The sequence below is a fragment of the Prosthecobacter fluviatilis genome (genome assembly GCF_042655725.1).
GTDB lineage: Bacteria > Verrucomicrobiota > Verrucomicrobiia > Verrucomicrobiales > Verrucomicrobiaceae > Prosthecobacter > Prosthecobacter fluviatilis.
On record NZ_JBHSMQ010000002.1, the window covers coordinates 340,212 to 355,876 of the forward strand.

The window sequence follows — 15,665 nt, forward strand, 5'->3', positions numbered from 1 at the left end:
GGTTCATGATTTGCCTGATGGCAACCTGGCTGCCTGGACCTCTTGCTGTGAATGCGGCAACTCTTTACTGGGACAGTGATGCCACGGCCATCAACAATGTCGTCACAGGCGGTGGCCTCGGTGGTGTGGGCACCTGGAGCAATGGCAGCGGTGCGAACTGGTGGAATGGCAACGGACTGCTGCAGACGTCGCTCTCGACATGGAACAACACGAACAATGACCTTGCTGTGTTTACGGGCACTGCGGGTTCTGTTTACCTGGGGTCTGGGATCACGGTGGGCGGGCTGCAGTTTAACACGACGAACTACGCGCTGGGTGCTGCTGGAAACACGAGCGTGCTGACCTTTGGTGCGACGAACAACAACATCATCCTGAACAACGTCGCGGCGGCGACAATCAACGGTTCGCTGGCGGGCAATAATGTGACGCTGTCTGGCGGAGTGTTTGGCGGTGCGACGGCGGGTGTGCTGACGCTTTCGGGGACGGCGGCGAGCCTGACGGGATGGAGCGGGACGACGACGATCAACAACGGGATGACGATGTCGCTGACGCAGAACAGCCGTGCGCTGCTGAGCACCTCGGCGATCACGCTGAACGGGGGCACGATTTTGCTGACGAACACGACGAACACGGAGGCTGGCCTGGACCGTGTGAGAAACGGAGCGGCGATCACTTCCAACGGCGGGACGATTCAGGTGACGGACACTGCGGCGGCGGTGACGGCGGGTTCGGAGACGTTTGGTGCGGTCACGCTGAACTCGGGCCGTCTGAACATCTTTGGCACGAATGCGGTGTCGAGCGGTACGCAGGCGATCATCCTGAGCGGACTGACGCAGACAGGGACTGCCACGGTGACGATCTCGGCTGGTGGCAACCCGAACACGACGACGAACCGGATCAACAACAGCGCGTTTGGTGCGGCGACGACGGCGGGGCAGATCATCGGGCCATGGCTGACGACGGGGTCGGGGCTGGCCACGAACAATGACTACGGGGTGTATGATGCCTCGGGGAACATTTTGCAGGCGAACATTGCCGCCTCGGCTGAGACGACGTGGACGAATGCTGCGAACAGCTACACTTTGAACGCGGCGACGACGCTGACTGGGACACGCAACATGACGGGCCTGCGCTACACGGGTGCCGCGGCGACGCTGACTCTGGCGACTGGTGCGAACCTGGGCACGAACGGAATTCTCAACGGCGGCACGGGTGTGCTGACGATTGCGGGCGGTACGGGCGGTGTGGTGACGCTGCCGAGCGCGGTTTCGGGGAACCTGTACGTTTCTGCGAGCAACGGGCAGGGGATCACGATCAATGCCGCCATCACTGACAACGACGTGGGTGTGCTGACCTTTGTGAACTCCGGCACGAACACGACGACGCTGGGTGGCACGAACACGTACACGGGCGGCACGGTGATCAACGCGGGCACCCTGAGCATCGCAACCACGGCGAACCTGGGGGATCTGAACGGGGACATCTATTTCAACAATGCGGGGAACACGGGCGGGGTGCTGAGCATCACGGGGGCCTCGCAGCTTCTGGACACGGGACGCGACATCTTCTTTAACAACGGGTCCCTGGGAACGATCAACACGACGAATGCCTCGGTGACGACGATCAACGGGATTCTTTCGGGTACGGGCGGGCTGATCGCGACGCCGGTGGCTGGCGGTGTGCTGCTGCTGAACGGCCAGAACACCTACACGGGGCCGACGCTGGTGAACACGGGAACGCTGCGTGCGGGGCTGGCTTCGGATGTGGGATATGGTGCGTTTGGCAACAACTCGGCGGTGACGCTGGCGAACACGTCATCTGTCTTCCTGGATCTGAACGGGTTTAACAACAGCATCGGGTCGCTCTCCGGTGGTGGCACGGGCGGTGGTGCGGTGCTGCTGGGGACGAATGCGCTGACGGTGGGCAGCAACAATGAGAACACGACTTTTGCCGGTACGCTGGTGGGTGTGGGCGGCGGCATCGTGAACAAGGTGGGGACCGGCATTCTGACGCTGACCTCCTCCCGTGCGGTGACGACCACTGCGGCGTCGACGGCCTCCACGACACTGACGGTGCCAACGGCTGGCCTGCAGGTGGGGATGGTGGTCGCAGGGGCCAACATTCCGGAAGGGACGGTGATTTCCGGCATCACCAACGGCACCACGCTGGTGCTTTCGAATGCGGTGACCGTGGCCAATGGTGCGCCGATCACCTTTGGGGGCAATCCTTTCTCTGACAGCCTGAATCTGAACGGAGGGCTGGTGAATTTCACCAACGCGGTGATGCTCGGGACTGGAGCGATCAATTTCAATGGAGGCGGGCTGCAGTGGAACCCGAACACGACGCTGTTTGGAAGCATCGACCCCTCCACGCAGCAGATGACATTCAACAGCACTGCAGTGTTTGACACGAACAACAACCAGGTGGTGCTGGCAAACTCTGTGGGCAATTCCGGTGCGGGCGGGCTGAGCAAGGCCGGCAACGGCACGCTCTTCCTGCAAGGTGCCAACACCTACCAGGGCAACACGATGATCCAGGCGGGCTCGATCAGCGCGCAGAACGACCAGGCTCTGGGCGGCGGGCTGCTGACAACGATCACGGTGCAGACAGGTGCTGCGCTGCTGCTCAACGGGCAGCTTACCGGTGCGGTCAGCACGGGCGGTGTGGGACTGGGCGGCTCGCTGGTGCTGAATGGCAACGGTGCAGCGGCCGGTCAAAACGGCGCGCTGGTGAACAGCTATGGCAACAACACCTTTGGCGGGGCGATCATCCTGGGGAGCTCGGCAACCATCGCGATCGATGCAGGCTCTCTGGCGATCGGCAGCGGCACTGCAGTGTCGGGAACGGGCACACTGACTCTGGCGGGTGTTGGCAATGGCACCCTGGATGATGATCTCCAACACAATGGCGGACTGAACATCACCGGCAGAGGTACCTGGAGGCTCTCGGGTGCCGGTGGATCCTACACGGGTGCCACCAGCATCACTGGCAGCACGGTGAACATCGTCGGAGGCGCACTGGGTGCAACGTCCGGGACCACCCTGAGCGGAGCAACGCTGAACCTGATGTATGGTACGCAGAACCTGGGCACTCTGAGCATCGCTGCCAACACGAACAATTCTTTGATTGCCAGCTCTGGCACGCTGACCGTGGGCAGCACGATCAACCGTGGTGCGGGCGGCACAGTGGCGTTTGACACCTCAGGCGGCGGTGTGGTCGCGACGACGGCGACGAGCGGGCTTCTGGGCTACGCGACGATCAACGACGGCACGGCGACCGGGGTGGCGATGACGAGTGGCACGCAGATTGTGCGCTACACGGGGGCCGGGGCGACTGTGCTGGCCAACAACAGCAACAATGCCAGCGTTGATTACACGACCAACGGCATGGCCAGCAATCCGCTGCTGTGGAGCAACGGCATCACGGCACGTTCTGTCAATTCTCTGACGATGGACACTTCCGGCGGTGCGCAGACGGTGGACATGGGGGCTGCCGGCAATGTGCTGACAGTCTCCAGCGGAGTGGTGCAGTTCACGGGCTCCAGCAACGGAACGCTGACCGGCGGCCAGGTGGGGGCAAACAACTCGGAAGTTTTTGTGCACCAGTACGGCACCGGAGTTTTCAGCATCAACAGCACGATCAGCGGCGGCACGGGCAGCCTGATCAAATTTGGTGACGGCACGCTGCAGGTGTCCGGCGGGGTTTCCACAGCTCCGGCGATCATGAACGGCACGACGACGGTCAAGGTGGCGAACACGACGGGACTGGCCGTGGGCCAGGCGGTTACGGGCTATGGCATTCCTGCTGGCACGACGATCGCCAGCATTGGTGCAGGCAGTGTGACGCTGTCCCAGGCCGCGACGCAGACGACCTCCATTTTCCTGGCGATTGGCAGCGGCGCAACCGCAGTCAACACCACGGGCACCCTGAGCGACACTGCCACGGTCAATGTCAGCAGCACGGCCGGGCTTAGTGTCGGGCAGGCCGTGACGGGATACGGAGTCGCACCAGGGACCACGATTGCGAGCATCGGATCTGGCACGATCACGCTTTCGCAGGCGGTGACCCTGCCGACATCCTCCACCCTTACGTTTGGCACGGGCAGCACCTACACGGGCGTGACTCTGATCAACGGGGGCACCCTGCAGGCTGGAGCATCCAGCCAGTTCGCCGTTGGCTCTGTGACCAACGGAATGGCGGCTGCGCAGACAACGCTGGGCGGCCCGCTGGGAATCGGATCGGCGGTGACGCTGGCCAATGTGGCCGGAGCAGCGCTGGATGTGAACGGCTACACGGTGGCGATCGGTTCGCTGTCAGGCGGCGGTGCGCTGGGCGGAAATGTGCTGCTCAGCAACGGCGGGACGCTGCAGATCGGTGGCATCAACTACCTCAACAACACTTCGGCGATTGGAACGCGCACGAGCTTTGGCGGCCAGATTTCCGGCTCTGGCAACCTGACGCTGGTGGGTGGCGGAGTGCTCAGCCTGACCAACAGCGGCAACAATTTCACCGGGCAGGTGAACATCAACATCGGAACTTTGATCGTCACGGACCAAGGGCAGCTTGGGGCTGGGACGTCTCCGATTTTCGTGAACGGCGTCAACAGTTCTGTGGGCCTGCCGAGCGGCACGCTTGTGATCCAGGGTGGCGGCGGTGCCACGGGGATGACCTTCAGCCGCGATCTGGTTCTTTCCGGCCGTGGCAACAACAACTTTAACAGCGTGGCGCTGCTGAACATCGGCAACAACACGTACACAGGTGTCATCGGCACCTCGTCGAACACGGAAAACCGAGTGGGTGCCGCTTTTGGCACCATGAGGCTGTCGAGCTCTGCCGTGCTGGCAGTGGGTACCGGCAACCAAGGCTTTTACTTCACCGGCGGCCCAGGCAACATCATCATCGACGGGCTTGTCATTGGCGGTGCCAGCGGAGCCTCCGGCATCAACAAATCATCAATCAGCGGCTTCAACAACACGCTGGTGCTGACCAACGTCAACAACAGCTACATCGGGGATTTCCGAGCTGACTCGGGCTCCATCCGTATCAGTGATCCGCGGCAGCTGGGTCTTGGCACGTCAGCCAGTGTCATCCGTGGCACCACCGGCATCTGGGAGTTCCGCACGGACAGCCCAGCTGGCTTTGCCTCGAAAAATGTGAGCTTGTCGGACAATACCAGCGGCAACCTGACTTTGTTCCTTGACCGTTCGATCGGGGGAACGGGACTGAACCAGATGGTGGCCTTCGGCACTTTGTCGGGCGTTCCCGGGGCTGCTGCGAATGAGGGCCTGGTGATCACCGGACGCGATGGCTATTCGGCAAGCTTCAGCAATTACAATCCTCTTGGCAACAGCGCCCAGATCGCGAGCCTCAGCCTTACCAACAACGGCAGCGGTTCCGTGACCTTCAATGGCGACATGTGGAAGACGACTGAAAACGCCGGGTTGCGCACCCTGACGCTGGCGGCCAGCGGTGAGATGGTGATCACAGGAAGCATCATCAATGCGGCAAGCCGCGGCCACCTTGTGGTGAAGTCTGGCAGTGGTACGGCCAGCGTGCTGGGCTCGGCGTCGACCTACGGTGGCACGACCAGTGTCAACGGCGGTACTTTGATCATCAACAGCGTCGGCGGTCTGAACAACAACGTGAGCGGTGCGGGCGCCTTTGCAGGCATGGTCAGCCTTGGCTCGACCACGACTGCCGGCACCCTGAACTACACGGGGGCGGGAGAGACTGCGGGCAAGGTCTTCAACCTTGCCGGAACGACGGGCGTCAATGCGGTGCTGCTGTCGAACGCGACGGGAGCGACGGGACTGGTGCTGAGCAGCAACATTGCGACGACCGGAGCGGGAGCCAAGACGTTTGCCCTGGGCGGAGACAGCCTGTCCACGACCATCAACGAAATCCGTGGTGTCATCCAGGACAACGGTGGTGCGACCTCGCTGCTGAAGATTGGCACGGGCACCTGGAGATATGATCCTACTGTGGGCAACTATGCGGCTGCCTCCAGCGGCATCACCGTCACCACGGGAGCAGCGAACCTGAACCAGCTGGTGCTGAGCTCTGTCGCGGGTCTGGTTCTGGGACAAGCCATCACGGCGACGCCCACCAACGGTCCTGCTGTGGGCTCAGTGATCACCGCGATCGATCCGACCACCAACACGGTGACGATGAGCGCTAACACGGGTGGCACCGCGATTACCGGCGGATCTGCGATCACCTTTGGTGCGATCGGCACAGGATTCACGGGAGGCGTCACCGTCGCAGGTGGCAAGATTCAGTTCAGCCCGACGGTGGCCACGGGAACGGGCTCGGACCTGCTGAACAACAGCACGGGCTCGGTGACGTTCAATGTGGACTCCGTGCGTGGCAACGGGTATGCGGGCGGTACTTTTGAATACCGAGGCTTCACCACTGGCAGCTCAGAGTCTGCAGGAAGCCTTATCGCGACAGCGGGTGCGGGTACGGTGCTGGTCACTGCGGGTTCCTCGGGTGCGACGGCGCTCACTTTCTCCAGCCTGGGAACGGTGGCTGCGGGGACGGGCCTCAACTTCCTCACGGACACCACTGCAGGTGGTACGGCCTCGATCACGCTCACTGGTGCTGCCAATGTGAACGGCATCCTGAATGCGCACCTTTATTTCAGAGGAGCGGACTTTGCCGCAGGCAGCACGGTGGGTGCGGCCACCTACACCACATTTGCCGGTGGCACTGCGCTGACTGGCGGCAATACGACACCCTACCTGCTCACAGGAAATGTGACGGGTCAGACCACGGCGAGTATCAACGGCGGCATCAAGGTGGCGAGCGGGCCTCGCCTGCTGACCCTTGCGTCCGGCCAGACACTCACGCTGCAGAACGGGGCTGGTGTCGCGGGTGGCATTCTTGTCACGGGGGGGAATTCCCTCACGATCTCCGGTGGCACGGGGATCACCTCAGGCGGTGCGGCGGATCTGGTCTTCCGCACTGATACAGCGAGCGACACCATCACGCTTTCCACGGCGATGCTGGTGGGAACCACCGGCGGCTTCACCAAGAATGGTGCGGGTACCCTGATCCTGAATGCTGTGAACGCAGAGGCGGCAGCCACCATTTTCCTCAACGAAGGCACGCTGAAGCTGCAGGGTGCCACCACGACGCTGGGTGCGAACAACATGAACCTGACCATGCGCCAGGGCACCACGTTTGATGTGAATGGTGTCAACGTCAGCTCGACGGCATTCAGCGGCACCAACACGCAGAACCTGAACGCGCTGAGCGGAACGGGGGTCATCACCAACACCGCTGCCAACACCACTTCCACCCTCACGATTGGGAACGGAAACACTGCGAGTGTGTTTACGGGGATCATTCAGGATGACACCGCCACGCCTCTGCCTGGACAAACGGCGGGCCAGATCTCCATCCTCAAGACGGGAACGGCGGCGCTGTCGCTCTCCGGCCTGAACACCTTCTCGGGCAAGGTGCAGATCAACTCCGGAACGCTGGTGGTGAACAGCCTTGCGAACATTGGCTCTGCGAGCAGCATCGGTGTGGGCAACTCCAGCGGAGCCGACCAGGCGCAGAAGGATGCGAACAATGCCGCGAGCCTGGTGTTTAACGGCGGCACCCTGCAGTACACCGGCTCGACCGCGAACGGCATTTTCCAGACTACGGCAACACCGTCTGTTTCCATCAACCGGCTCTTCACTCTGGCAGGCAACGGCACGATTGATTCCTCCGGAAGCTTTGGCAACAACATCGTCACTGCAGCCGGCGGGGGCAACAGCGCAGCTCTTATTTTCAACAACACCGCCGACCTGGTGTTCAGCGGCTCTGGCGCGCGGCTACTGACGCTGACAGGGAACTCGATCGGTGACAACGAGATCGACCTGCACCTGATTGACAATCCGAATGGCGGAGCGCTTTCGATCACCAAGGCCGGAGCGAGCCTGTGGATTTTGGGCAACAGCAACAACACCTACACAGGACCGACCACCATCACCGGTGGTCAGCTGCGCGCGCAGGACGGCGCCGGCCTGTCTGCAGGTTCCAACCTGCGTCTTGCCGGTGGTGTGCTGGAAAGCTCAGGCACGTTTACGCGCAGCATCGGAACCGGTGCAGGGCAGGTGGCCTGGACGGATGCTGCCGGTACGGCCATCAGCCAGAACGGTGGTTTTGCGGCCAGCACAGGCAAGCTGACGGTGAACTTTGGCGGGAGCAATGCGATGCAGACCTGGGGGCTTGGCGGCATCGGCAATGGCACGGGAACCCTGATCCTGAGCTCCACGACGGCGCTGTATGACACGGAGGTGACCAATGCGATCAATCTCAATGGAGCGGTGCGGACTGTGCAGGTGGATGACAACACGAGCACGTTCATGGATTACGCCACCCTTTCGGGTGTTTTGAGCGGTGTTGCGGGAAGCGGCCTTATCAAAACAGGGGCAGGGCTGCTCTACCTGACCGGAGCGAACACGTACAGCGGCAACACCACCCTGTCTGCGGGCGGTCTGGCTGTGACTTCGATTGGCGGCGGGTCTGTGAACACGAGCGCCTTTGGTGATGGCTCGGGGCAGCTGAACCTGAACGGCGGGACGCTGCTGTATGCCGGCGCCGGAGAAACTGCGCAGCGCCAGATCAACCTGAATGCCTCGACCACGATCAGCTCCAGCGGCAGCGGGGCGCTGATTCTGACCAATGTGATCAATGCTGCGGCTGGAAACAAGACCCTGAACCTGATCGGCTACAGCAACGATGCGAACACCATCACCTCCGTGCTCGCCGACAACGGTGGCGCGCTGCGCATTCTGAAAAATGAGGGCGGCACTTGGGAACTGACTGGCAGCAACACCTTCACCGGTGGTGTGCGTGTGGACGCCGGCTACCTTGGGATTGGAAGCAACAACAGCATCGGTGCCACAGGGACCACCAATCTGGTGGCCAATGCGGTTTCCAACACAGCAACGATCACACTTTCTTCCGGCACGACGGCCGGGCTGGTGGTGGGCATGAACATCAACGGCAACGGGATCTCCTACGGTGACACGATTGCCAGCATTGTGGACTCCACGACGTTCACGATCTCCGCAGCGCGCACCGTGGTGGCTGGCAGCCCGCTGATCATCGGCGGCCTGCTGATTTCCAACGCAGGCATCTACGCCACGGATCCGGCCGGATTGACACTTACGCAGCCCGTTGTCATGAACCCGAACACGACGGCGCAGTTCATGGGCAATGCCCCGATCACGCTGAATGGCGGGATCTACATGGTGTCTGGCAATCCATGGAACATCAGCAATGCGGTTGCCGGTGGCCTGACCATCAACGGGAACATCACCAGCCTTGAAAGCGGTACTGCACGTGCGCTGAGTTTTGTCGGCACGGGCAATACGAACCTGAATGCTGTGATCGGCTCTGTGGGCAATGCGTCTGCAGCGGTCAGCGTGGTGTATAACACCATGGGAACAGTGACGATCGGCGGTGCGAGCGCAGCGGGGGCTGGCTACGTGGGAGGAACCACGATCAACCAAGGAACGATCATCGTGAACAAAGCGGGCAACCTCAATCCGTTTGGCACGGCCAACGTCCTCGCGTTTGCGGGCGGCACCCTGCAGTCCAACGTGGCTCTGACAGGAGCCAATGCGCTGGTGACGCCGCTGCAGGTGACGAATGCCTACGGGGTGATTTCCGGAACGAACTCGATCGAATTTGCAGGCAATGCCACGCAGGGCTACTCCCTGCAGAACAACGGTGGCAACCGCCTGATCACGAACAATCTCAGCGGTGGTGCGGTGCTGACCTTCAGCACGCAGCCGGTGAACCTGACCAATGACACCACCGGCCGCACGCTGACCATCGCCGGCTCTGGGAACACGAACATCTCCAGTGTCATCCAAAACGGTGGCACAGGGGCGAGCGGCTTTACGTATGCAGGCACGGGGACGGTGAATCTGACCGCTGTGAACACAGCGACTGCGGCACTGACGGTGAGCAGTGGTGTGGTAAGCCTGAACGGTGCCAACGGTGCGTGGTCAGCGGGTACGGTGGCCATCAATCCGACAGGCATTCTGCGCCTGGATAACAGCACCAACAACAACGGCAACCGTTTGTTTGACACCGGTGCGATCACCATCGCCGGCGGCAGGCTGGACTTCATCGGCAACAGTGCGGGCTCCACGGAAACCCTGGGTGCGCTGACCCTCAACACGGTGGACTCCGTGATCACGATGTCCGGCAGCGGCTCGAACACGCTGACCTTTGCGTCTGTGAACTTTGCGAACACCGGATCCTCGCTGGACCTGACCGGAATCACAGGGCTGGGCAGCACGAACAAGATCCTCTTTACGACAGCTCCGACGCCGGTGCCCGCAACTACGGGCATCCTGCAGCGTGTGTACCTGAACGGGGGCAATGATTTTGCCACCTACAACAACGACGGTGTGACTGCGAACAGCAACGGCATCCAGGCCATGAGTGCAGCCGGGTATGTGACCACGAACGACCTGAACGGTGCTGCGGCCACGGCCACGATGAACCTGACGGCGAATCCAGCGGCGCTGACGGCCGCCAAGACGCTCAATGCGCTGAAGATCAACGGCAACAATCTGACGGTGGGCTCCAACAATGGATTCGTCATGACGCTGACAGCGGCGGCCATTCTGAACACGGGGGGCAACAACACCCTGGCCCAGACCAACACGGCCTTCGCGGGGAACACCGCCTACTTCCTGGTCAACACAGGAACGACGCTGAATGTGACTGGCGCGATCACCGGCACGAACGGCATGGCTCTGGTGGCGGGGGGGACGCTGAGGCTTTCGACACCGACCTTCATCACCAGCACGACTAACATTTTGAACGGCACCATGGTGATGGCGGGCGGACTGAACTCGCTGTATCCGAACCAGCTTCTGAACCTGGATGTGGGCGGGGTGCTGGACCTCAACGGGAACACGCAGTATGTGGGGCAGTTCCAGTCGGCAGGTGTGGTGCCCAACAGCGGCGGCATCGTGACCTCCAGCAATGGAACAGGCACGTTCATCACGAACATGAATGCCGGCGGCACCACGTTTGCAGGGCAGATCACGGGCGCGGTGAACTTTGTTCGTCTGGGCGGCAACACGCTGACGCTGGAAAGTGCGCAGACCTACACCGGGGTGACCAACCTGATGGGCGGCACTTTGCTGCTGCAGGACGGTGCAACGATCCTCAACACATCGGCGATCAATCTCAATTACGCCACGCTGACGATGGACAACAATACGAGCTTCGCGACGGACAACACGAACCGGCTGAGCGACACAGCGCCGATCACGATGCGTGGCGGTGTGCTGAACTATAACGGACGCGCGAACTCCTTCAGCAGTGAAACCGTGGGTGATGTGACTGCGGCGCAGGGGGCGAACCAGATCACGGCAAGCGTGCAAACTGTCGGCAGTTACGCCAATTCTCAGCTGACACTCTCCAGCCTGACGCGCAACACGGGCACCACCGTGAACTTCACCAGCAACAACGGCACGCTGGGCTCCGAGGGAACGAACCCACGGATCGTGGTGACAGGCGGAATGACGAATGGCAGCAACGGGGCGCTGGGTGCCTGGGCAATCGCGAACAGCACGGATTATGCGGCCTACAATGCGGCGCAAGGTGTGGGTGCCCTGGGCACGGCGGGCTATGCGGGGTATGATGCCGCGTTTGCTTCCGGCAACATCACACTGCTGCAGGGGCCTGGCAACACGCTGACGAGCTCCGGGTCTTACAACACGACGCTCTCCGCCCCGATCACCTACACCTCCATGCTGCGTTTTGGCGGCACCTCCGACGCGAACGTGCTCTTCAGCGCGGATGGCAATGTGCTGAATCTTGAGGCAGGCGGCCTTCTGCGCAGCAACCAGACCGCAGGCTCCACCATCGGCAGCGCTGCCTTCCGCGGCGTGCTGACTGCCGGCGGCACAGCGACCAGCGGCACCAACGAGCTGGTGATTTACAACGCCTCCACCGGCACCACGGCCGCAACAGGCGCCGCGACTGCGGCAACCGTGGCCGGTTCCAATGTGGTCAGCATGGTTTCCACCGCGAACCTCTCTGCCGGGATGCTGCTGACGGGCCCTGGCATACCTGTGGGCACCGTGATCGCCTCTGTGGACAGCGGCACGCAGATCACGCTGAGCAACAACGCGACCGCCACCAACAACGGCGGCACCTACACGGGAACTGCCAACTTGATGATCAATTCGGTGATCGCCAACAGCGGCTTTGGCTCCTCGAAAGTGGCGCTGGTGAAATCGGGCGGCGGCCTTCTGACTCTGACGGGTGCCAACACCTACACTGGCGGAACGACGGTGAACCAGGGAACTCTGGCGCTGAACGGTGCGGCATCTACGGTGGTCATTCCTGCGGGCGGGCTGACCCTCAACGGCGGTGTCGTCAACCTGCTGATCAACGGCGGTCAGATCGATGCCTCGAATGTGGTGACGCTGAATGGCAGCTCAACGCTGAACCTGGTGGGCGCGAACACGCTGGACAGCCTGGTCTTCAACAACAACGGCGGCACGACGAACCCCACGGTGAACACGCTGGGCGAACTGAGGCTGACGGGTGCGAACGCCATCAGCGTCACGTCGAGCAATGCGCTGACGATTGCGACGATCGCCGGCGGCAGCCTGAACCTGGGAAGCGGAACAACGACGATCAGCGTCGGCGCACCCACGGCCGTCGGGCAGGTGTACACGACGATCAATCCTGCGCTCATCATCGCCTCTGTGATGACCGGGACCGGCACGATCAACAAGACGGGAGCAGGGCTGCTGCAACTGAGCGGGCTGAGCTCCATCAGCGGCGGCTTGAACGTGAACGAGGGCGGGCTGTTTGTGGGGATCGCCAACGGCGGTGTGCTGAACTCGACGGTGAATCTGGCCGGAGGCACGATCATTGACCTCAACGGCCTGAGCGGAATCGTGGGCGGGCTTTCGGGATCCGGCACTATCACGAACAGTTCGGTGGCCGGCACCGCGGGCACGCTGGTCGTGGGATACAACAATGCGAACACGGTCTTCTCCGGCAGCTTCAGCCGGCCACGCCTGGACTTCCCGGCGATGGTGAACCTGACCAAAATGGGCACTGGCGTGCTTAATCTGACGGGGGTGTCGACCTCCCAGGGCGCGATGATCATCAACAATGGCACCGTGCTTTACAGCGGGAATGCGGCGAGCGATTTTGCCACACAGACGGTGAACAACACGGGTGTGCTGACCCTGGACAACAGCGGCACGAACGTGAACAACCGCCTTGGCGGTGTGACGTCTCCGGCGAATGCGACGCTGACCCTCGGTGGCGGTTCCTTTAACGTGACCGGCAACTCCGGAGCTGCGACGACGGAGTCGATGGGAACGTTCAGCCTTGCGGTGGGGGGCAGCAAGATCACGCTGACGCCGAATGCGGCACAGAGCCTGACGATCAATGTCGGGGCCTTCAGTCCGCTGACGGTCACGGCGGGTGCATCGCTGCTGCTGCGTGGCACCAACCTCGGCGGGACCGTGGGCACGGCGAATACGGCCAACTTTGTGGCGGTGACGACTGTCCCCACACAGATTGGCGGAGCCGGGGCCGTCGGAACCACGACGATGTCCATCCGGCCAGACATTCTGGTGGACACCTCAGCCACAGGGAATGGGACATCATTTGCGACCTACGTGGGAGCGGCAGGTGCGGCCAACGTGGCCGGTGGCAACGGGTTCCGTGCGCTGGCTGCGGCTGAATACGCGCCATTCCTGAGCTCCAGCGCGACAGGCAACGACCTGCTGGCGATCGGCACCTTCGGCGGTGTGTTTGCCACGGGCACAACGATCAACAGCCTGACGATGACCGCCAATGCGGGCACGCGTGCGGCGGGGCCGCTGCCTCTGGTGAACACGCTGACCATCACCAGCGGCGGTATTCTGGTGCAGTCTGGCAGCAGCGTGATGAGCGGTGGGTTGATCGCCGCGCCCTCGACATCGCTGTTTCTCTGGACCCCGGGAGCGAGCACCTCGCTGACGCTTAACGCTGCGATCACCGGCTCAGGTGGCATCACCAAGGACGGTGCAGGTACGGTGACTTTTGGCACACGCCAGCTGTTCACAGGAACGACGAACATCAACGGTGGCACGGCAGTGCTGAGCGGTGGCGCCAACACGCTCTTTGTCACCGGCCTCGGTGTCGGCAACGCCCTGAACGTGAACAACGGTACGCTGGACCTGAACGGCAACAATCAGCTGGTGGCTGCGCTGGCAAGCTCCAACACGACGCTGGCGAACACGGGAGGAACGATCACCAACCTTTCCGCAACGACAGCGACACTGACCGCGACTGGCACGGGCACGTTTGCGGGAGTGATCGCAGGCAACCTGAATTTCACGCGTTCGAGCAACACAACGACGACCCTGCTGAGCAATAACACCTACACGGGCGCGACGATCATCCGCGGTGGTGTTTTGAATCTGCAGCAGTATGGCCAGCTCTCGGGCACGAGCTCTGTGTCCAACTACTTCGGCACGCTGAACCTTGACAGCACCAACGCTCCGGCGGTGGACATCAACCGCCTGAATGCGGCGACTCCGATCACGCTGCAGGGTGGTACGCTTGCTTTCCTCGGCTTCAACGGCGGCACTTCGACGCAGAATGTGGGTGCTGTGACGATTCTTTCCGGCGCGTCGGTCATCAACGCCTCCCGCAGCTCGGTGAACACCAGCTCCAACGCGGTGCTCACCCTGGCAAGCCTGACGGTGAGCGATCTGACCGCCACGACGGTGAACTTCACAAGCGCCGGCACGCTGGGACAGACAGCGGTGGGCAACAGCCAGATCATCATCACCAACGCGCCTACCCTGAGCAACAACCTCATCGGCGGCTGGGCGATCGTGAATGGAACCGACTTTGCGAGCTACCTGGCACCCGGCAGCGCCCAGGGCGGTGTGGGTGCGCTCGGCAGCACAGGCTATGCAGCTTACTCCTCTGCCGCACTGACCGCAGGTGGTGCGACTGACAACATCACCGTGGGTGCCAGCGTGGCAGGCGTGACCGCACGCATGATCAACTCGCTGCGTGTGAGCGCTGCCTCGACCATCCAGATGAGCACGCTTTCGGACACGCTGACGATCGCCTCCGGCGGCCTGCTCCTCAACGGTGCTGCCAGCGTGCTGGCTGGCGGCCGTCTCACCGCCGGTGCGGCGCCTAACACTCCTGCCACGCTGTATGCCTACACGAACAACACGGCAACGATCTTCACCCCGATCACCGACAACGGCACGGGTTCGGTTTCCCTGGTGAAGTCCGGCGGCAACACGCTGACGCTGACGCCAGCCAACTCCATGGCCGCGACCACTGCAGCTGGCAGCAACGTGGTGACCGTGACCAGCACGGCAGGTCTCGTGGTCGGTCAGGCGATCACTGGCAATGCCAGCATCCCGACCGGAGCGACGATCACCAGCATCACCGGTCCGACCACCTTCACCATTTCGACATCCACAGGAGTGACTGCGGGAAGCAATCTGCGCACCGACTTCAATCCTGTGCCGATCGCGGCGACGAGCACCGTTTACGGCTCTCCGGTCATCACCGTGGCGAGCACGAACGGGCTTGCCGTGGGCATGGCAGTCAGCGGCGTGGGCGCACCGGTCGCTCTGGCGGGTGTCGCAACGACCAGCGGC

General features: G+C 62.2%; 1 protein-coding gene (only partly in view). It reads left to right on the top strand.

The window, feature by feature from the left end; genetic code table 11:
• Positions 1-17 precede the first annotated feature (17 nt).
• Positions 18-15,665 carry the beginning of an autotransporter-associated beta strand repeat-containing protein gene (locus ACFQDI_RS06540; protein ID WP_377164662.1) on the top strand. It continues 27,228 nt past the right edge of the window, so only the first 15,648 of its 42,876 coding nucleotides appear in the window; its start codon is at positions 18-20; its stop codon lies beyond the right edge, outside the window.